Genomic DNA, 19,469 nt, shown 5'->3' on the forward strand with positions numbered 1-19,469 from the left:
TCTTATTCATATGAAACATTCCTCTTAATAACATGGTTCAGCCATTTATACAGCAAAATGCAGATTAAAAGCCATGTTCCTCCAGCCGCAAACCCACCTAGAACATCTGTAGGATAGTGAACTCCTAAATATACTCTGCTAAAACCGACCGATCCAATAAAAAGGGCAGTAACGACATACATAAACTTTCGATATCTGTACAACAAAGAATAGTTTTGTACAAGAAGATAGGTAAGCAAACCAAAAAAAGCGATGGAGATCATAGCATGCCCGCTTGGAAAGCTATACCCTGTAATTTCAATAACACGATCGTACATCGGTCTGTCTCTTTCAAACCATTCTTTAAACCATTGATTTTCAAAGCGAATACCGAATAGACAAATGCCTAACACGAACGGTTCTATCCACTTTCTTTCACCGATCAGCCAGATTACAGCAAAGAAGATAAAGATCGCATACTGATACGGTCGTGAAGCGATGTTTGTCAGGAAAGTAAAGCTATCATTTAGAGCAGGCTGATGGATGACAGACACATTTTTCATTGCCCACACATCAAGAACTTCTACTCTTGATTGTTCGTAAACAGAGGCAAACAGAATAAAAAGTCCGAGGCAAAGCGCAGTTAACATTACTGTTCTAATCACGCTGTTCTTAAAGATCATGAAACGATCAGCTCCTGTTACTTTTTTCCCTTTTTTATGATGCCTTCTCCATGCTTTCTCTCAATAGAGGACAATACATCGTGAAGGAGAGCATCTTTTTCGTTCTTTTCGACAGAGAACAGATCAAGCTGATAAGTAGCTTGATCTTTTTCCACTACCTCTGTAGCAGTTATACCTAATAGACGAACAGGTTCATGATTCCAATGTCTGCGAAAGAGCTCGACCGCTGATTTTTGGATATCTATTGAATGCTGTGTTCCGTTTGCGAGCATCTTGCTTCTCGTAATCGTTTTACGATCGCTATAGCGAATGGTGATCGCGAGGGTTAGTGCTACATACCCTTTTGTTTTAAGCCGAGACGATACTTTTTCCGCGAGCTTCTTAAAAACAGCTTCTGATTCCGTAACAGAGACAAGATCTTCACTCAATGTCGTAGAACTGCCAATCGACCGATAATCACTGGCAGCACTTGGATCAACTGGACGCGTATCGATGCCGTTTGCTCTTTCTTTCATCTTGATACCATTGATTCCAAAACGAACCTTTAGTTCATAATCTACGGCATCTGCCAGATCTTTTATTGTCATGATGCCATATTTGTTTAACTTTTCTTCGGTTTTCTTGCCGATTCCGTGCATTTCCCCCACTTTTAGCGGCCAAAGCTTCTCTCTGAGATCTCTCTTTCTAAGAACAGTGATTCCGAGCGGTTTCTTCATATCGGAAGCTGTTTTAGCTAGAAATTTATTAGGACCGATTCCGATCGATGATGGCAGATTCAGCTCATTCAATAACCTTGATTGAATCTCTTTTGCCATTTCAAGTGGTTCTTGGCAGTCTGTCACATCCATATAGCCTTCATCGATGGAAACAGGCTCTACCTTTTCTGTATATTCCTGCAGAAGCTGAAACATGCGTGATGAATACATTTTGTATGTTTCAAAGTCTGGGGGTACAACAACAAGATTGGGACAAAGCTTTCTAGCTTGCCAAAGTGGCATCGTTGTTCTAACACCTTTTTCCCTCGCTTCATAACTGCATGTTACGATGATCCCTTTTCGTTCTTCTACATTTCCTGCTACCGCAACTGGCTTTCCTCGAAGATCAGGGTTTTCAGCCATTTCTACTGAAGCGTAGAAGCTGTTCATGTCCACATGAAATATGATTCTTCTTTTAGACCCAGGAGACTGAAGCACATGAACACTCCCTTTATCAAAACTTATCTATTAGTATATGTTAGAACAGACTTTAAAAACAAAAGGAAAGACTGTCTACGCAAAAGAAAAAGACAAGGTATCTACCTTGTCTTGTGAAGCCGCTTACCAGTATCTTCTACCCATTCAACAAATTCTTCACCATGAAAATGCTTGTTTAAATCTTTATGTAATTGAATCAGATCTCGATAGAATTCTTTTTTACTTTCATCTTCCATCCATTTTTGAAGAAAGCCGTATATTTGACAGTTGAAGCTCGTGGACTCTTTATGTTTTACCATACCTTCATCTGTTAAATAAACATAAGATATTCGGCGGTCATCGTTCTTTTTCTCTAATCTCACATAGCCTTTATCTTTTAGTCGTTTGATCACTTGCATAACTGTAGATACATCCCACAATCCGTAATAAGCGATCTTAGAGATCGTAATGTCTTCTTCAAGTGAAACAATCCATAAAATATGTTGCTCGGCTTGAGTTAATCCAATGGCTTTCGCTGCTTTCTGCCAATCTTCTTCTAAAACTTTATAAACGCCACGCATATAATTGACCATCATATGCATGTCAGATAGTTGACTCATCCCATTTCCTCCCCCGAAATAAGATTCTTTTAAATTTCCAATATTTTCATTTACATGATAAAAACATCTTACATAAATCATAAAGTGACTGTCAACTTTTTGCGACATTTTGTTCTAAAGAGCAACAAAAACAGGCAACAAGGCCTATTCAACAATAAAAACTTGGCGAAATTCCGCCAAGTTTCGTCATTTTTCTTATTCGCCAGCTGTTATTTCGATAACCGCAAGTACCATTTCTGCGGTCTTCGTCAATTCCTCAATCGGCATTCTTTCATTCGTTGTATGAATCTCTTCGTAACCTACAGCTAGATTTACAGTTGGAATACCGTGACCCGCGATAATGTTCGCATCACTTCCGCCACCACTATGAAGAAGTCTGTGTGGACGTCCGATCTTCTCAGCAGCTTTTTTAGCCACTTCTACAACATGATCACCTTCACCAAACTTAAACCCAGGATACATCACTTCGATCTCAACTTCTGCACGTCCGCCTAATTCTGCAGCAGCTGATTCATAAGCTTCTTTCATTTTTGCTGTTTGAACTTCCATTTTCTCGTTGATCAATGAACGAGCTTCAGCAAGGACGAACACAGTGTCACAAACGATATTTGTTTGCTCTCCTGTACCTCCACCATGAAAATGGCCGATGTTTGCTGTCGTTTCTTCATCAATTCTGCCAAGCGGCATGCGAGCGATCGCTTTCGCTGCAATCGTGATGGCTGACACTCCTTTTTCAGGAGCCACACCTGCATGTGCCGATTTACCATAGATCTTTGCTCGAACTTTTGCCTGTGTAGGAGCGGCTACAATAATATCTCCAACCGGTCCGTCACTGTCTAGAGCAAAACCGTATTTTGCTGTGATTTTAGACGCGTCCATCGCCTTTGCTCCAACTAATCCAGATTCCTCTCCTACCGTAATGATAAATTGAATATCACCATGAGAAATGTTGTTTTCTTTTAGCACTTTAATCGCTTCAAACATAGCAGCAAGACCTGCTTTGTCATCCGCTCCAAGAATCGTAGTTCCATCCGTTACTACATATCCGTCTTTTATAGAAGGTTTGATCCCGTTACCAGGAGTAACTGTATCCATATGAGAAGTGAAATAGATCGTGTCAACGCCTTCTTTATTTCCTTTTAACGTACAGATTAAATTTCCTGCTGCGTGCTCTGTTGTTGATTCAGCATCATCTTCATAGACTTCAACTCCGAGCTCTTCAAATTTCTTTTTAAGAACGATTGAGATCTCTTTTTCATGTCTAGTCTCTGAGTCGATCTGAACAAGCTCTAAAAATTCGTTTAACAAACGGTCTGCATTTACCATTTATGTATTCCCTCGCTTCTTATAGTGGTATGTTTCCATGCTTTTTGTAAGGTCTGTCTTCGCTCTTGTTGCGCAGCATGTCAAGCGCCTGAATACACTTGATTCTCGTTTCTCTCGGATCAATAACATCATCCACCATCCCGTTTGCAGCAGCGATGTAAGGGTTAGCAAATTTCGTACGATACTCTTCAATCTTAGCGGCCCTCGTCGCTTCAGGATCTTCGCTTCGTTCGATTTCTTTGGCAAAGATGATATTCGCAGCTCCCTGTGGCCCCATAACAGCAATCTCTGCATTCGGCCATGCAAATACTAAATCTGCTCCGATAGATTTACTGTTTAAAGCTACATATGCACCGCCATATGCTTTTCGAAGAATAATCGTTATCTTTGGAACAGTTGCCTCTGAGTAAGCATAAAGAATCTTTGCTCCATGACGGATAATGCCGCCATGCTCTTGTTTTACTCCTGGAAAGAATCCTGTTACATCCTCAAACGTGATGATTGGAATATTGAAAGAGTCACATAAACGGATAAATCGCGATGCTTTATCTGAAGAATCAATGTCTAGTCCTCCAGCCATGACTTTTGGCTGATTACATACTAATCCTATCACTTCACCCTTTATCCTTGCAAAACCTACAACTATATTTCTTGCAAATTGAGCATGAACTTCCATGAATGAATCCTTATCTACCACTTCTTGGATAACCGTTCTTACATCATAAGGCCTCGTGGAATCGAATGGAATGATCTCTGTAAGTTCTGGGCGATCATCCTCTTCATCTCCCCAAGGTAAGACTGGCGTTCTCTCTTTATTATTCTGCGGAAGGTAAGAGATTAAACGTCGAACATCTTCTAACACTTCTGATTCAGATGGTGCTGTAAAATGTGCGTTCCCACTCTTAGATCCATGAACTTCAGCGCCGCCTAGATCTTCAGAGGAAATCTTTTCCCCTGTTACAGTCTCGATTACTTTTGGTCCTGTAATAAACATCTGACTTGTTTTTTCCACCATAAACACAAAATCTGTGATCGCTGGAGAATACACCGCTCCCCCTGCACATGGTCCCATAATAACGGAGATTTGAGGAATCACACCAGAATAGATGCTGTTTCGATAAAAAATATGACCATAGCCATCAAGTGACATGACACCTTCTTGTATACGAGCACCTCCAGAATCGTTCAACCCGATAAAAGGAGTTCCGTTCTTAGCTGCAAGATCCATCACTGCAGCGATTTTTTTTGCGTGCATCTCTCCAAGTGCTCCGCCAAATACCGTAAAATCTTGAGCAAACAAATAAATGGGACGGCCATGAATCTTTCCGTAGCCCGTCACTACACCTTCTCCTGGCGCTTTCATACCAGAAAGGCCAAAGTCATGTGAACGGTGCTCCATGAAGGGATTTAGTTCAACAAACGTTCCTTCATCAAGTAAAAGATCGATGCGTTCTCGTGCCGTTAACTTTCCCCGTTCATGCTGCTTATCAATGCGGTCATCACCGCCGCCTAATTCAATCTCTGTTTTCTTTTCATAAAGTTCATTGATTTTGTCATAGATGTCCATTATTTTGCTTCCTCCTTACTTTTCGTCTTCTCACAAAGCTCAAACAACACTTTGTGTGTGGAAGAAGGGTGCATGAAAGCAACTGACGCACCGCCTGCGCCGGGAACAGCAGCATCATGAATCATCTTGATGCCGTTTGCTTTCATCTCATCGATCCGATCTTGGATGTTTGTAACGCCAAGAGCAACGTGATGGACACCTTGCCCACGCTTTTCGATAAACTGCGCGACAGGACTTTCTGCAGTTAGTGCTTCAAGCAGTTCTAATCTTGTCTCACCAATCTTTATAAAAGCCACTTTCACTTTTTGTGAAGGAACTTCCTCGATCGCTTCTAGTGTTAACCCCAGAACATTCACGTAGAACGGGAGCGCTTCATCTAAAGATTTTACAGCGATTCCAATATGATCGATCTTTTCTGGCGCCACTCCTGAAAACACTACTTCTGTAATCCCATCACGTTTATATACCGCTTGTTCGATAAATTTAGCTGTTTCGATCGTCGGGGTTCCTGGTGTGAATACTTTTTGGATCCCTTTAGACTCTAAGAAGGGAATGTCTTCCCATGGAATTACCCCACCACCGACAACGATAATATCGTCTGCTCCTTTTTCATGAAGAAGTCTCATCACTTCTGGAAAAAGTTCGTTGTGTGCGCCTGATAGACAAGATAAACCGATCGCATCCACGTCCTCTTGAACAGCAGCAGCAGCTATTTGTTCTGGTGTTTGTCTTAATCCTGTATAAATGACTTCCATTCCATAATCTCTTAACGCTTGAGAAACAACAAGTGCTCCTCGGTCATGACCGTCGAGTCCTGGTTTGGCAATTAAAACACGAATCGTTTTCTTCATCGTTTCTCCACTCCTCTCTATTTTTAGACCCCTGTATATTCTCCAAATTCTTCTCGAAGCACACCGCATATTTCTCCGATCGTACAATATGATTTTACACATTCAACGATGATCGGCATTAAGTTATCATCGCCTTTAGCTGCAGCACGTAATGATTCCAACTGAGCGCTCACTCGGTTTTGATCTCTCTTTGCTTTCAGTGCTTGCAACTTTTCTTTCTGTTTCTCTCCTAAAGTCGGATCCACTCTTAACAATTCAGGCTGTGGTTCATTTTCAATACTAAATTTATTCATGCCTACGATGATTTCTTGGCCACTCTCGATCTTTTTCTGAGTTTCATAGGACGTATGGTGGATCTCTCGCTGCATGTATCCTTGTTCAACGGCCGCAACCGCTCCACCCATCTGATTGATCTTCTCAATGTATTCGTTTGCTTTTCGTTCTAGTTCATCTGTTAAATGTTCTACGTAATAAGAACCTGCAAGTGGATCCACAGTATCAGCCACACCTGTTTCATGAGCTAAGATCTGCTGAGTACGAAGAGCGATTCGAGCCGAATCTTCAGTTGGTAGAGCAAGTGCTTCGTCTCTTGAGTTCGTATGAAGACTCTGCGTTCCACCTAGGACGGCTGAAAGTGCTTGGGTTGTAACTCGTACGATATTGTTATCAGGCTGCTGTGCCGTGAGGGTTGATCCTCCCGTTTGTGTATGAAAACGAAGCTGCCATGACTTTGGATTTCTTGCTCCATAATGTTCTTTCATAAGTTTAGCCCACATTCTACGAGCTGCTCTGAACTTCGCAACTTCCTCAAAGAACTGATTATGCGCGTTAAAGAAAAAGGCTAACCGCGGAGCAAAGTCATCGATATTTAGTCCGGCTTCTATCGCAGCATCCACATAGGCAAGTCCATTTGCAATTGTAAAAGCAAGTTCTTGCGCGGCATTCGCCCCAGCTTCTCGAATGTGATAGCCAGAGATGCTGATCGTATTCCACTTTGGTACAAATTCCTGACAATAGCCGAAGATATCTGTAATCAATCGCATAGAAGGCTTTGGTGGAAAAATATATGTACCACGCGCGATGTATTCTTTTAAAATATCATTCTGTATCGTTCCTGAAAGTTTTTCTGGACCTACTCCCTGCTTCTCAGCAACAGCGATATACATAGCGAGCAGAACAGAAGCAGGTGCGTTAATCGTCATCGAAGTACTTACCTTATCGAGCGGAATGTCTTTTAAAAGAGCTTCCATGTCTTCGATCGAATCAATCGCTACTCCTACTTTCCCTACTTCACCGCGTGACATCGAGTGATCTGAGTCATACCCGATTTGTGTAGGAAGGTCGAATGCTACAGAAAGCCCGGTCTGCCCTTGATCAAGCAAATAGCGAAAACGTTTATTCGTTTCTTCTGCCGAGCCAAAACCGGCGTATTGTCTCATCGTCCAGAATCTTGCACGATACATCGTGGATTGAGAGCCACGTGTGTATGGATATTCTCCCGGAAGCCCCAACGATTCCATTGGATAATGCTCTTCCTCTGTACCATACAGCCTTTCAACCTCTATATCTGAAGAAGTATGAAACCTTTCTTTTCGTTCTGGAAATCTATTCATTGATTGTGCGGTCTTTTCTTGCCATTCTTTTATACGCTGTTGTTTATCCATTAGAAGCCTCCTGTTTAACAAAGAAAAATAGTCTCAACATAACATCTTTCGTTTTGTAAGCGCTTTTTCCTGCTTGATACCGCAAATTTTCGACTAAATTTGCAAATTGGTATTTTAGGATTTCTTGTTTCTGCTTTCCAAACACGATACAATTAAGATGGAAATGTTTATAGGAGGGTAAAGGCTTTGAATCAAAAACTAATAAAAACGATTGTGTACATTATGATTATCTGTCTTGTTCTAAGCAGTCTTTTAACAGGAGTCGCTTTTTTCTTATAAAAATGGTTAACCCCCAGTCCTCGTTGGACTGGGGGTTTTACGTTACTGTTTTATGATATCTTCAAAGCTTTTTGCGGAGTGGATCACTTTTATCTTTGTGCCTATCTTTAGTTTGCTGTAAAGCTTCTGAACATCTTTTTCATACATACGTATGCAACCGGCCGTGACATATCTTCCGATGGCTGATGGATTATTATTTCCATGTATTCCGAAGGTGCGACCGTCCGTTCCGTTTGCGTCAAAACCGATCCAACGTGTGCCGAGCGGATTCGTTTTATCGCCACCTGGTATATCCTTTTTTCGATAATAAGGATCAACAGCTTTTACCGTGATTGTAAACTCGCCTTCTGGTGTTAGTTCTTTTGACTTGCCTGTTGCTACTTTATAGATTTCTTTAATCATCCCATCTTCAACGTATGCAAGTCTGTTGGATGTTTTGTTGATGATTACATAAGGGTCTCCTAAAGCATGTGCATCTCCGATCGGCCAAATTGGTGAAAATAACAAGATAAAAGCTAACTTGAGTTTTCCCATTTTTATCACCCTGTCATTTTTTACTTAGTATTTGTAAATGCAGGGGAAGTCATGAGTGGGTTTTTTTAGTTTTTTCTTAGGTGATTTTTGATAGAGTTGACTTTCGTTACAGTTGCTCGCTTTCCGCGGGGCAGGCGGTGAGCCACTTGCCGCTATGCGCCATTAAGTGTCTCACCTGACCGCTTGTCCCGCAGGAGTCTCGCACCTTTCACTACAGTCAACTGTTCAGTGATGAGAAGTAATCAAAATCAATACCTTAGTCGAAAATTACGTTAAATAATTTTAAAAAAAGTCTTAGCCTACTTCTTAAATTTACTTTTGATGATTAAGTAATCCTCGATGTCTTGAAGTAGCTGGTAGAGTTTTGAGCGTGTTTCGAATTCGTCTCTGTCTTTTGGTAGATGCATCTCTCGGAATTCTTGTCTCATCTTTTCGAGATCATCTAAAAACAAAACCGCTGTATTTCCTGGGTGTACGGCTGCGCTTAGGCGTTCGAAGAAGCTTCCTAGTTTTTCACACTGAACATATGTCTTATCGATGGAAGAAATGATCGGTAGCATTCGTTGGATGATCTCAAACTGTTTTTCTCTCATCTTAAAATAGTGATAATACTGGTTTTCGTAACGAAGAAAATGATTTTCAATGTCTCGAAATGCAATACTTTTCGCGTTTGAGATAAGATCTGCACATTCTGTAATCTCTTTTCCGTCCCATTCGTGTTTATCATGAGCCAAATACAGATGAAATTCATGAAAGATCACTTTGTATCTTTTTTCGAGTTCCCTTTGCATGTTTAACAGTATTTTTTCCACCGAAGGCATATAGAGATTCATGATTAATCCCATCCCTATACCAATTACGATGATGCTAAATTCGTTAAGCACGATTTCCCATGTGACCTTTTGTAGGGTGTATAAATGAAGGATGATGACCGACGATGTAATGATGCCTTCTTTCAGATTTAGGGAAACGAGTGTTGGAATGAATAGAATTAAAAGAACGGTTAGTGCATAAGGATGATAGCCGATCAGTGAAAAGATTGCACTCGCAAATCCAATTCCGAGTATACAAGCAGCAAATCTTTCCCATGAAGAGATGATCGACTTCTTCTTCGTTATCTTTATACAAAGAATGGTTAGTATACCGGCAGACGTATAAAAGTCTAACCCTAGCCACTCAGCTAAGGCGATAGCAAGACCTGCTCCGATTGCAGTCTTTAATGTTCGATAGCCAATAGTGAATTTCATAAAAAGCATGCCTTCTTTCCGATCTCGTTCTGCATCTTATACCATTATTCCACAGTTCAATGGAATTTAAGAAACGAAAAAGGACTTCAGCTAAGAAGTCCCTTTTTTAAGCATTATAGCACTTTTTCTAAGAAAGCTTTAGCTCGATCTGTTTTCGGATTTTCAAAGAAAATACCAGGTACTTGATCTTCTACTAATTTTCCATCGTCCATGAACAGAACCCGATCGGCAACTTCTTTTGCGAAGCCCATCTCATGTGTCACAATAACCATCGTCATGCCAAGCTTGACGAGGTTCTTCATCACTTGCAGCACCTCTTTTACCATCTCTGGGTCAAGAGCCGAAGTTGGTTCATCAAAAAGCATAACTTCAGGTTTCATAGCGAGGGCTCTCGCTATCGCCACCCGCTGCTTTTGTCCGCCAGAGAGGTTTGAAGGATAGCTGTTCGCTTTATCACTCAGTCCAACTGTTTTAAGAAGATCTAAAGCTTCCTTTTCAGCTTCACTCTTGGAGATCTTTAATACTTGCTGAGGCGCGAATGTAACATTTTCTAAAACGGTTAAATGAGGAAACAGATTGAAATGCTGAAACACCATCCCTATCTTTTTACGAAGGTGAAGTTCCATCTCTTTTATATCTTTACCTTCAATCTTAATATAACCTTCATCGTGTGTTTCTAAAAGATTCAAACAGCGGAGAAATGTAGACTTACCTGATCCTGAAGGCCCGATCACAGCGATAACTTCTCCTTTTTTTATCGAAGTTGATATCCCTTTTAACACTTCATTATTTCCGAATCTTTTTTTCAAACCTTTAACATCAATCACTCTTAGCAAGCCTCCTCTCCATAACTCGACCAGCCAACGTCAACATCATCACTAATAGATAATAAACAAGCCCCGCTAATAATAGAGGTTCAAAAAAGCGATAGTTGCTCGCCCCAACGATTTGAGCTCGTCTCATAATATCAAGCGCTCCAATAACGGAGACGATTGCTGATTCTTTTGTTAATGTAATAAATTCATTCATCAATGCCGGTAAAATGTTCTTGAAGGCTTGAGGTAGAATGATCTTCAGCATCATCGTGCGATATGGAACACCTAAAGCCATAGCAGCTTCTTTCTGTCCTTTGTCGACTGCATTGATACCGGCACGAATAATTTCTGAAATATATGCTGCCGAGTTAAGAGCAAATGTTAGAACCCCTGCTGAGAATGCGCCAATATCGACTCCCGTTAGCTGAGGTACAGCATAATAGATCAACAGCATCTGAAGAATTAACGGCGTTCCTCTGAAAACCGAAGTATATGCATCTGCAAACCATCTTAAGATTGTGATCTTACCTATCTTAAATAGGGAAAGTACCGTTCCCCATAAAAATCCTAGTACTAACGATACCGCCACGAACTGCAACGTAACCCATATTCCGTATAGAATATACGGAATAGAAGGCACGAGCTGGGCAAAATCCAAGTTCATGCCTACCACTCTCTTTCTCTATTTTTTAACACCGAACCACTTTTCAACTAGCTCGTCCAATGTACCGTCTTCTTTCATCTTCTTTAATTCCGCATTGAATGCTTCAGTCAGCTCACTATCCTTAGGAAAAGCAATAGCCGATCCTGCTGCGTCAGTGTTTGGAAGTGCGAAAGAGGAAAGGTCTTTATTTTTCTTCAAAAACTCGTAAGCTACTGCATCTTCAATAATCGCAGCATCTACACGGTTTGATTTCATCTCTTGAACCAATTCAGTTACTTTGTTACGCTGAACAACTTCAAATTTATGATCCTTTAATAATTTATCTGCTTCTTTTTCTTGAATGGAAGCTAATTGTACGCCAATTGTTTTGCCTTCAAGATTCTCCACACTTTTAATGGTTTTGTCTTTTGTAACGATTAATTGTTGGGCTGCATAATATTCATCTGAAAAATCTACAGTTTTTCTTCGTTCTTCATTAGGTGTCATTCCAGCGATTACAAAGTCAGCTTTGCCGCTGTCTAATGCAGGAATCAACCCGTTAAAGTCCATGTCCTTTATCTCAACCTTATATCCTAATTTTTTTGCGATATGATTCGCTACATCAATATCAAAACCTACGATCTCTCCACCTTTTGCTGTTTCCACATATTCATAAGGAGGATAATCTGCTGAAGTTGCCATCACTAACGTCTTCTCTGACGAGTCGCTCCCTGTATTAGTCGAACTCTTTTCTTCAACTGCCCCACAACCCGCCAACAATGCGAGTACTATGATAAAATAAATGCTAAAAAGATTTCGTTTCATTTGTAGTTCCCCCTGTACAATACGTCTATATTTATTCGTTAAAATGAATATTAACACACAATTATGCAAAATTAAGTATTTTAATAATTCTGAATGTATTTATATGCATTCAAGTAAGGTGGATGGTTACTTTGCAATTTGGTGAAAAGATGAAGGATGTTCGTTATCGTAAACGAGAAGCTGTGTATGCCATAGTCGTGGATGATAATAGGAATATTGCCGTTATCGTTCAGAATGGCAAAGGATTCTTACCGGGAGGCGGTATAGAAACTGGAGAAAATCATATAGTCTGTTTGAAAAGAGAATGTATCGAGGAGACAGGCTATACATTTAAGATGGAGCAATTTTTAGGAAATGCAAAGCAATATTTTAGAACGAGACAAGGCGAACATCTAATGAATGATGGGTATTTTTATACAGGTTCCTTTGGAGAGTATGCAAATGAGCCATTAGATCAAGATCATAAGTTAGTGTGGATGAATATTGATCAAGCTGAGGAGCTATTATTTCATTCGTCTCATGTGTGGGCTGTGAGAAAGGGGCTCGGGTTGGAGTAAGAAAGCTATTTTGGATTAATGGTTCAATGATCGATCATAAATCTTTATAAACGCTCATAAATCAATGGAATCGATCATAAATCTCGAGAATCGCTTTTCACCTCATACTTTTCCTTCATTTTACGAGGAACTAAAAAAAAGCTGGCTCAAAATCTAGCCAGCTTTCGTTCATACATACTTCTTATCCCTACTTACAATAGGTTTCAAAAGCACTTCTTAGCTTGTTTACAACTTCCATCGGTTCGTGGCCTTCAATCTCATGACGTTCGACCATCATTTGTATCTCTCCATCTTTTAACAGTGCAAATGATGGGGATGACGGTGGATAGCCTGTAAAATAAGAACGCGCTGTTTCTGTTGCTTCTTTATCTTGTCCGGCAAATACCGTAACAAGATGGTCCGGGCGAACGTCTTGTTTTACCGAATATGAAGCCGAAGGGCGTGCGATTCCTCCAGCACAGCCACAAACGGAATTAATCATAACAAGTGTTGTACCTTCTTTTTGAAAAGCTTCTTCAACATCTTCTGGTTTGAATAGCTGTGTATAGCCAGCCTCTACCATTTCTTTACGAGCCGTTTCTACTACATCATTAAAAAGATTAAATTGAAAGTTCATTCGTATTCAGCTCCTTTCTTTCTTATTGTACTCAATTATCGCGATATAAAAAAGAAAAATGCCGTAACATGTACGGCATTTTTCTTAGGGGGTTATGGGGTTTGGAGGTGTTGATAGTTATCTCTACCCGCAATAAAACCCGCATAAACCTGAAAAACACATTTTTTAATAAATGGATGTATTTTCTTTTGTCATGCTCTCTAAACGTGCTTTTACAGCAGCTAAGAAGCGTCCGCATACAAGGCCATCAAGAACACGATGATCTAGAGAAAGACAAAGGTTAACCATATCTCGTACAGCGATCATGCCATTGTTCATAACAACCGGGCGCTTAACGATCGATTCTACAGAAAGGATAGCCGCTTGCGGATAGTTGATGATCGGCGTAGACATCACAGATCCGAAAGAACCCGTGTTATTTACGGTAAACGTTCCGCCTTTCATGTCGTCACCAGCCAACTTATTCGTTCTTACTTTATCAGCTAGTTCTTTCACATCACGTGCGATTCCTTTGATAGACTTCTCATCTGCATGTTTGATGACTGGAACATATAGTGCATCATCTGTTGCAACAGCGATTGAAATGTTGATGTCCTTTTTCTGGATGATCTTATCTCCTGCCCACATCGAGTTGATCTGAGGGAATTCTTTTAGTGATTCGACAACAGCTTTGATAAAGAAAGGCAAGAACGTAAGGTTGTATCCTTCTTTTGTTTTAAAATCACCCTTTACAGAATTACGATATTCTACCAAGTTCGTTACATCCACTTCTACCATCGTCCATGCATGAGGCGCTTCGTGCTTTGAGCGAACCATGTTTTGAGCGATCGCTTTACGGATACCTGATACCGGAATTTCAATATCCCCAGGCATAGTGTCAATCGCAACCGGCTTTAATGCTGGCGCTGATTGTTGCGGTTGAGCCGTATTTTGTGCACTAACAGCAGCAGGTGCTTCAGAAACATCTTTTGCAGCTGGCTTGTTATCTTTAGTAGGAATCTCACCAGAATCAATGATTCTCTGTAGATCTTTTCGAGTGATCCTTCCGCTTTGTCCTGATCCCTCTACCTGGTCTAGATCGATGCCATGTTCAGATGCCATACGTACAACTGCAGGTGAAAAACGACCTCTTGCCGCTCGATTGACGTTTGACGCAGGCTTAGCAGCACTTACACTCGGAGATACTGAAGGTGTTGTTGCCGTTTCAGCAGGCTTTTCTTCAGTTGAAGTTGATGCTGCACTTCCCCCGCCTTCTCCTTCTGTTTCGATATAGCAGATCAGCTCACCTACAGAAAGAGTATCTCCTTCGCCAGCGACCAGTTCTTTTATTGTTCCAGAAAAAGATGATGGAACTTCTGCATTTACTTTATCTGTCATCACTTCAGCCAAAGGATCATATTTTTTAACCGTATCACCCGGCTGAACGAGCCATTTACTGATCGTTCCTTCTGTCACACTTTCCCCTAATTGGGGCATTGTAATTTTCTCTGTAGCCATTAAAGTCCCCTCCTATTGTTAAAATGCCGCAAGATCTCTCATGGCTTTTTCTACTTTGTCAGGATTCACCATAAAGTGCTTCTCCATCGTTGGAGCATACGGCATCGCCGGTACATCTGGACCTGCCAGGCGTTGAACAGGTGCATCTAATTCAAACAAGCAATTTTCAGCAATGATCGCAGAAACTTCACTCATGATGCTTCCTTCTTTATTGTCCTCAGTAACGAGTAGCACTTTACCTGTTTTAGAAGCTGCTTCGATAATGGCTTCTTTATCCAATGGGTAAACGGTACGAAGATCGAGAATATGAGCTGAGATTCCGTCTTTTTCTAACTTCTCAGCCGCTTGAAGGGCAAAGTGTACACAAAGTCCGTATGTAATAACGGTAATATCTTCTCCTTCACGCTTCACATCTGCTTTTCCGATCGGCAGTGTATATTCTTCACTCGGTACTTCGCCTTTAATCAGTCGGTAGGCACGTTTATGTTCAAAGAAAAGAACGGGATCTTCATCACGGATTGCAGACTTCAAAAGACCTTTTACATCATAAGGCGTAGAAGGCATAACAATCTTTAAGCCTGGTACGTTAGCGAATAGTGCTTCAACAGATTGTGAGTGATAAAGTGCACCATGAACACCACCGCCATATGGAGCACGAATCGTAATCGGGCACGTCCAATCATTGTTCGAACGATAGCGAATCTTAGCAGCTTCAGAAACAATCTGGTTAACGGCTGGCATGATAAAGTCAGCGAACTGCATCTCTGCAATCGGACGCATACCGTACATCGCCGCACCGATACCAACTCCTGCAATAGCAGATTCTGCGAGAGGAGCATCGATCACTCTCTCTTCTCCAAACTCTTCAATTAACCCAGTCGTTGCACGGAAAACTCCTCCACGTACACCAACATCTTCACCTACTACGAATACTCGCTTATCGCGTTGCATCTCTTCGCGAATCGCTTGTGTTACAGCATCAATATATGAAATTACCGGCATCTCGTTTTCCCCCTTTACTCTGCGTAAACATGAAGAAGTGCGCTTTCAGGATCAGCATATTTTGCGTTCTCTGCATAATCAGTAGCTTCATCCACTTCTTTTTGAATTTCGTCCGTGATCTGTTTTTCTAGTTCTTCTGTCAAGATACCATTCTCTTTTAAGTAAGCCGCAAACGTATGAATCGGATCTTTTGCTTTCGCTTCTTCAACCTCTTCACGCGTTCTGTACGCACGATCATCATCATCTGATGAGTGAGGCGTTAAGCGATACGCTACTGTCTCAACTAAAGTAGGGCCTTCACCGCGTCGACCGCGATCAGCAGCTTCTTTAACAGCTTCATAAACAGCTAGTGGGTCATTCCCGTCCACTGTTACTCCTGGCATTCCGTAACCGATCGCACGGTCAGAAACGTTCACACAAGCTAGCTGTTTAGAGATTGGAACCGAGATTGCGTATTTATTATTCTCACACATAAAGATAACAGGAAGTTTATGAACAGAAGCAAAGTTTGCTCCTTCGTGGAAATCTCCTTGGTTAGATGAGCCCTCACCAAACGTTGTGAACGTTACTAGGTCTTTGCCTTCCATTCTTCCGCCAAGCGCAATTCCTACAGCATGAGGAACTTGAGTTGTAACAGGTGAAGAACCTGTTACGATGCGAAGCTTTTTAGAACCAAAATGCCCTGGCATCTGGCGACCGCCGCTGTTAGGGTCTTCTGCTTTTGCAAAACCTGAAAGCATAAGATCTTTCGCTGTCATACCAAACTGTAAAACAACACCCATGTCGCGGTAGTATGGCAGCACAAAATCTTTCTCATTATCTAGAGCCATCGCTGCACCAACTTGTGCTGCTTCTTGCCCTTGACACGAGATAACGAAAGGAATCTTCCCCGCACGGTTCAATAGCCACATACGCTCATCAATTTTTCTTGCTAATAACATCGTTCTATACATATGGATTACATCTTCATTGGTTAAGCCTAATTGTTCATGACGTAATTCTGCCATTTGTTTTAACCTCCTTAGAAATGGATTGCTTTTCCTTCAACAGCCAACGCTGCTTCACCAAATACTTCTGATAGAGATGGATGTGGATGGATGGTATGAGCCATCTCCCACGGTGTTGCGTCTAAAACTTTCGCTAAGCCGGCTTCAGAGATCATATCCGTTACGTGAGGTCCGATCATATGAACACCCAAAAGGTCATCATTGTCTTTATTTGCAACGATCTTAACAAACCCATCACTTTCACCATATACAAGGGCTTTTCCGATCGCTTTAAAAGGAAACTTGCCGACTTTTACGTTGAAGCCTTGATCTTTTGCTTGTTTCTCAGTAAGGCCAACACTTGCCATCTCTGGACTTGAATAGATACATTTTGAAATATTATCGTAGTTGATCGGCTCAGGTTGCAGGTTAGAGAGGTGTTCTACTGCCGTGATTCCCTCATGTGATGCAACATGCGCAAGCTGAAGTCCTCCGATTACATCTCCGATCGCATAGATGTGGCTCTCTGCGGTTTGGAAATATTCATTCGTTTGAATGTATCCGTTTTCAACTTTAATGATGGTGTTCTCTAAACCGATTCCTTCTGTGTTCGCCATACGGCCTACAGAAACGAGCATCTTCTCTGCACTAAATTGTTTTGTCTCGCCTTTATGTTCAGCCGAGATCATTACGCCTTCACCTTTTTCTAATGTATCAGGAAGGACTTTCGCACTCGTTACGAGCTTGATGCCTTTTTTCTTAAGAACGCGCGCTGCTTCTTTCGAAATCTCTTCGTCTTCTGTCGGTACAATTCTGTCCGCATATTCTAATACGGTTACTTCCACTCCAAGATCATTGAGCATAGAAGCCCATTCAATGCCGATCACTCCACCGCCGACGATGATGATTGATGATGGCAACGACTCCATCTCTAGCGCTTCATCACTAGACATAACAATTGTACCGTCAATCTCTAATCCTGGTAATGAACGTGGTCTAGAGCCTGTTGCAATAATTACGTTCTGCGGGATAAGAATCTCATTTTCTGTACCATCATTAAACTCTACTGATACGGTACCTGGCATTGGTGAAAAAATAGAAGGTCCTAGTATACGACCGATTCCTTCATAGACTTCAATCTTTCCTTTTTTCATTAAACTTTGTACACCCATGTGTAGTTGATTGACGATGGATTGCTTACGTTCTTGCATCTTGGAAAAGTTCAAGCCTAGCCCTTCGATCTCAACACCAAAGTCTGCAGCCTTTTTTGCTGTTTTGTATACTTCAGCACTTCTTAATAACGCTTTACTTGGTATACATCCTCTATGTAAGCAAGTACCCCCAAGCTTTCCTTTTTCAACAACTGCAACGGTTTTCCCTAATTGAGCAGCGCGGATGGCAGCTACATAGCCGCCAGTCCCTCCGCCCAATATGACCAAATCAAAGTCTTTTGACATCGCTCATATCTCCTTTTGCTGTTAGTTAATCCAGTGACACTCTAGCAATCGTTTTTCCCCCAGGATAAACCTTTGCTGTTTCTTCTTCTCTTAGTACTCGAAGGCCACCTTCTGCTAACGCTTGAAGCTCATTCTCTCCCGGCTGAATGATACAATCAGAAATCCATTCAACGCGGTCAGTTATCTTCTTAACAAATTCTTTTCCGAAAGCGAGACCACCTGTTAGGATGATCACATCAACTTGTCCATAGAGAACCGTACTTGCTGATCCGATCTCTTTTGCAACTTGATAGGCCATCGCATCATAGATAAGCTCTGCTTTTTTGTCACCGTTTTCGATTCTTTCTTCAACGGTTCTTGCATCGTTTGTTCCCAGGTAAGCAACAAGGCCACCTTGGCCTACAAGCTTCTTCATTACTTCTTCTGCATAAAACTCACCAGAGAAGCAGAGTGAAACCAGATCACCTATCGGAACAGTGCCTGCACGTTCAGGAGAGAAAGGTCCCTCTCCATGCAGTCCGTTGTTTACATCGACCACTCTTCCGTCCTTGTGGACACCTACCGTGATCCCCCCACCCATATGAACGACAATGAGCCGTAGAGCTTCGTAAGATTTATTCAACTGTTTCGCTACGCGTCGAGCAACTGCCTTTTGATTCAGCGCGTGAAAAATACTCTTTCTTTCCATTTCAGGAACACCCGAAATTCTTGCGATCTCATCCATCTCATCAACGACAACTGGATCTACGATAAAAGATGGGATATTCAGACCTTCTGCTATTTCAAATGCCAGGATTCCACCTAAATTCGAAGCATGTTCACCAGCGTAACCATTTTTCAGATCCTTGAGCATCGGTTCATTAACGCTGTATGTTCCACCTTCGATCGGTCTTAACAAACCGCCGCGGCCGACCACACAACTGAGCTTTGAAATATTGATGCCCTCGTAGTCTAGAGCTTCTAAGATCGTTTCTTTTCTAAAAGTGTACTGATCAATAACAGAATCAAACGAATGGATGGCTTCTGTATCATGACGGATCGTTTTTTCAAATACTGGCCGTTCGTTATCGAAAATACCAATCTTAGTAGAGGTTGACCCCGGATTGATCACTAGTATGCGAAATTCTATTTGATGCACGTTTCAAACCT

At 41.4% G+C, this 19,469-nt stretch carries 20 protein-coding genes; 2 read left to right on the forward strand and 18 right to left on the reverse strand.

What is annotated here, in order from left to right:
• Window positions 1-2: 2 nt before the first annotated feature.
• The 7 genes from I5J82_RS09830 to I5J82_RS09860 all read right to left on the reverse strand — a co-directional run bounded on the left by I5J82_RS09830 (window position 3) and on the right by I5J82_RS09860 (window position 7,862).
• Window positions 3-662: a phosphatase PAP2 family protein gene (locus I5J82_RS09830; protein WP_198767714.1), complete on the reverse strand. Its 660-nt coding sequence runs from the start codon at window positions 660-662 to the stop codon at window positions 3-5.
• Window positions 663-679: 17 nt separating this feature from the next.
• Entirely contained in the window at window positions 680-1,855 is a 1,176-nt protein-coding gene (locus I5J82_RS09835) for a DNA polymerase IV (RefSeq protein ID WP_332873648.1), read from the reverse strand.
• A 101-nt stretch (window positions 1,856-1,956) separates the two neighbouring features.
• Window positions 1,957-2,454, reverse strand: coding sequence for a MarR family transcriptional regulator (locus I5J82_RS09840; protein WP_198767715.1), 498 nt, complete (start codon window positions 2,452-2,454; stop codon window positions 1,957-1,959).
• Between the two features lie 195 nt (window positions 2,455-2,649).
• Window positions 2,650-3,780 carry a M20/M25/M40 family metallo-hydrolase gene (locus I5J82_RS09845; protein ID WP_198767716.1) on the reverse strand — a complete coding sequence of 377 codons (1,131 nt, stop codon included), beginning with the start codon at window positions 3,778-3,780 and terminating at the stop codon, window positions 2,650-2,652.
• Window positions 3,781-3,799: 19 nt separating this feature from the next.
• Window positions 3,800-5,347 (reverse strand): acyl-CoA carboxylase subunit beta, encoded by a 1,548-nt coding sequence (locus tag I5J82_RS09850; protein WP_198767717.1) that lies wholly within the window; start codon window positions 5,345-5,347, stop codon window positions 3,800-3,802.
• Window positions 5,347-6,198, reverse strand: coding sequence for a methylmalonyl-CoA epimerase (gene mce / locus I5J82_RS09855; protein ID WP_198767718.1), 852 nt, complete (start codon window positions 6,196-6,198; stop codon window positions 5,347-5,349). Before mce ends, I5J82_RS09850 begins: the two co-directional genes overlap by 1 nt.
• A 23-nt stretch (window positions 6,199-6,221) precedes the next feature.
• Window positions 6,222-7,862, reverse strand: coding sequence for an acyl-CoA mutase large subunit family protein (locus tag I5J82_RS09860; RefSeq protein WP_198767719.1), 1,641 nt, complete (start codon window positions 7,860-7,862; stop codon window positions 6,222-6,224).
• Window positions 7,863-8,048: 186 nt separating this feature from the next.
• Here I5J82_RS09860 and prli42 point away from each other — a divergent pair, with 186 nt between their 5' ends.
• Window positions 8,049-8,141, forward strand: coding sequence for a stressosome-associated protein Prli42 (gene prli42 / locus I5J82_RS09865; protein ID WP_198767720.1), 93 nt, complete (start codon window positions 8,049-8,051; stop codon window positions 8,139-8,141).
• 42 nt (window positions 8,142-8,183) lie between these two features.
• Here prli42 and I5J82_RS09870 read toward each other — a convergent pair whose 3' ends face one another.
• The 5 genes from I5J82_RS09870 to I5J82_RS09890 all read right to left on the reverse strand — a co-directional run bounded on the left by I5J82_RS09870 (window position 8,184) and on the right by I5J82_RS09890 (window position 12,205).
• Window positions 8,184-8,675, reverse strand: a complete 492-nt coding sequence (locus I5J82_RS09870; protein WP_198767721.1) for a L,D-transpeptidase — start codon at window positions 8,673-8,675, stop codon at window positions 8,184-8,186.
• Window positions 8,676-8,974: 299 nt separating this feature from the next.
• Window positions 8,975-9,922: an aromatic acid exporter family protein gene (locus I5J82_RS09875; RefSeq protein ID WP_198767722.1), complete on the reverse strand. Its 948-nt coding sequence runs from the start codon at window positions 9,920-9,922 to the stop codon at window positions 8,975-8,977.
• A 113-nt stretch (window positions 9,923-10,035) separates the two neighbouring features.
• Window positions 10,036-10,749 (reverse strand): amino acid ABC transporter ATP-binding protein, encoded by a 714-nt coding sequence (locus tag I5J82_RS09880; RefSeq protein WP_198767723.1) that lies wholly within the window; start codon window positions 10,747-10,749, stop codon window positions 10,036-10,038.
• Window positions 10,742-11,401 (reverse strand): amino acid ABC transporter permease, encoded by a 660-nt coding sequence (locus tag I5J82_RS09885; RefSeq protein WP_198767724.1) that lies wholly within the window; start codon window positions 11,399-11,401, stop codon window positions 10,742-10,744. The genes I5J82_RS09880 and I5J82_RS09885 overlap by 8 nt, the downstream gene beginning before the upstream one ends.
• Before the next feature lie 18 nt (window positions 11,402-11,419).
• Window positions 11,420-12,205: a transporter substrate-binding domain-containing protein gene (locus tag I5J82_RS09890; protein WP_198767725.1), complete on the reverse strand. Its 786-nt coding sequence runs from the start codon at window positions 12,203-12,205 to the stop codon at window positions 11,420-11,422.
• A 131-nt stretch (window positions 12,206-12,336) separates the two neighbouring features.
• On the opposite strand from I5J82_RS09890, the gene I5J82_RS09895 reads away from it, so the two are divergent.
• Window positions 12,337-12,762 carry an NUDIX domain-containing protein gene (locus tag I5J82_RS09895; protein WP_198767726.1) on the forward strand — a complete coding sequence of 142 codons (426 nt, stop codon included), beginning with the start codon at window positions 12,337-12,339 and terminating at the stop codon, window positions 12,760-12,762.
• Between the two features lie 187 nt (window positions 12,763-12,949).
• On the opposite strand, the gene I5J82_RS09900 is transcribed toward I5J82_RS09895, so the two are convergent.
• The 6 genes from I5J82_RS09900 to buk all read right to left on the reverse strand — a co-directional run bounded on the left by I5J82_RS09900 (window position 12,950) and on the right by buk (window position 19,458).
• Window positions 12,950-13,378: a BrxA/BrxB family bacilliredoxin gene (locus I5J82_RS09900; protein ID WP_198767727.1), complete on the reverse strand. Its 429-nt coding sequence runs from the start codon at window positions 13,376-13,378 to the stop codon at window positions 12,950-12,952.
• Window positions 13,379-13,543: 165 nt separating this feature from the next.
• Complete coding sequence (locus I5J82_RS09905) at window positions 13,544-14,875, reverse strand: dihydrolipoamide acetyltransferase family protein (RefSeq protein ID WP_198767728.1); 1,332 nt, start codon at window positions 14,873-14,875, stop codon at window positions 13,544-13,546.
• Between the two features lie 18 nt (window positions 14,876-14,893).
• Complete coding sequence (locus I5J82_RS09910; protein ID WP_066395978.1) at window positions 14,894-15,877, reverse strand: alpha-ketoacid dehydrogenase subunit beta; 984 nt, start codon at window positions 15,875-15,877, stop codon at window positions 14,894-14,896.
• 14 nt (window positions 15,878-15,891) lie between these two features.
• Window positions 15,892-16,884 carry a thiamine pyrophosphate-dependent dehydrogenase E1 component subunit alpha gene (locus I5J82_RS09915; RefSeq protein WP_197191507.1) on the reverse strand — a complete coding sequence of 331 codons (993 nt, stop codon included), beginning with the start codon at window positions 16,882-16,884 and terminating at the stop codon, window positions 15,892-15,894.
• Between the two features lie 14 nt (window positions 16,885-16,898).
• Window positions 16,899-18,320 carry a dihydrolipoyl dehydrogenase gene (gene lpdA, locus I5J82_RS09920; protein WP_198767729.1) on the reverse strand — a complete coding sequence of 474 codons (1,422 nt, stop codon included), beginning with the start codon at window positions 18,318-18,320 and terminating at the stop codon, window positions 16,899-16,901.
• A 25-nt stretch (window positions 18,321-18,345) separates the two neighbouring features.
• Complete coding sequence (gene buk / locus I5J82_RS09925; protein WP_198767730.1) at window positions 18,346-19,458, reverse strand: butyrate kinase; 1,113 nt, start codon at window positions 19,456-19,458, stop codon at window positions 18,346-18,348.
• Window positions 19,459-19,469: the final 11 nt, after the last annotated feature.

The sequence above is a fragment of the Fictibacillus halophilus genome (genome assembly GCF_016401385.1).
GTDB classification, from domain to species: Bacteria; Bacillota; Bacilli; order Bacillales; family Fictibacillaceae; genus Fictibacillus; species Fictibacillus halophilus.

Coding starts and splice junctions, on each gene's coding strand:
- I5J82_RS09900 (WP_198767727.1), bottom strand. CDS start 13,378: ATGAACTTTCAATTTAATCTTTTTAATGATGTAGTAGAAACGGCTCGT.
- I5J82_RS09915 (WP_197191507.1), bottom strand. CDS start 16,884: ATGGCAGAATTACGTCATGAACAATTAGGCTTAACCAATGAAGATGTA.
- I5J82_RS09860 (WP_198767719.1), bottom strand. CDS start 7,862: ATGGATAAACAACAGCGTATAAAAGAATGGCAAGAAAAGACCGCACAA.
- I5J82_RS09850 (WP_198767717.1), bottom strand. CDS start 5,347: ATGGACATCTATGACAAAATCAATGAACTTTATGAAAAGAAAACAGAG.
- I5J82_RS09830 (WP_198767714.1), bottom strand. CDS start 662: ATGATCTTTAAGAACAGCGTGATTAGAACAGTAATGTTAACTGCGCTT.
- mce (WP_198767718.1), bottom strand. CDS start 6,198: ATGAAGAAAACGATTCGTGTTTTAATTGCCAAACCAGGACTCGACGGT.
- I5J82_RS09885 (WP_198767724.1), bottom strand. CDS start 11,401: ATGAACTTGGATTTTGCCCAGCTCGTGCCTTCTATTCCGTATATTCTA.
- I5J82_RS09845 (WP_198767716.1), bottom strand. CDS start 3,780: ATGGTAAATGCAGACCGTTTGTTAAACGAATTTTTAGAGCTTGTTCAG.
- I5J82_RS09890 (WP_198767725.1), bottom strand. CDS start 12,205: ATGAAACGAAATCTTTTTAGCATTTATTTTATCATAGTACTCGCATTG.
- I5J82_RS09870 (WP_198767721.1), bottom strand. CDS start 8,675: ATGGGAAAACTCAAGTTAGCTTTTATCTTGTTATTTTCACCAATTTGG.
- I5J82_RS09905 (WP_198767728.1), bottom strand. CDS start 14,875: ATGGCTACAGAGAAAATTACAATGCCCCAATTAGGGGAAAGTGTGACA.
- I5J82_RS09910 (WP_066395978.1), bottom strand. CDS start 15,877: ATGCCGGTAATTTCATATATTGATGCTGTAACACAAGCGATTCGCGAA.
- I5J82_RS09840 (WP_198767715.1), bottom strand. CDS start 2,454: ATGAGTCAACTATCTGACATGCATATGATGGTCAATTATATGCGTGGC.
- I5J82_RS09875 (WP_198767722.1), bottom strand. CDS start 9,922: ATGAAATTCACTATTGGCTATCGAACATTAAAGACTGCAATCGGAGCA.
- lpdA (WP_198767729.1), bottom strand. CDS start 18,320: ATGTCAAAAGACTTTGATTTGGTCATATTGGGCGGAGGGACTGGCGGC.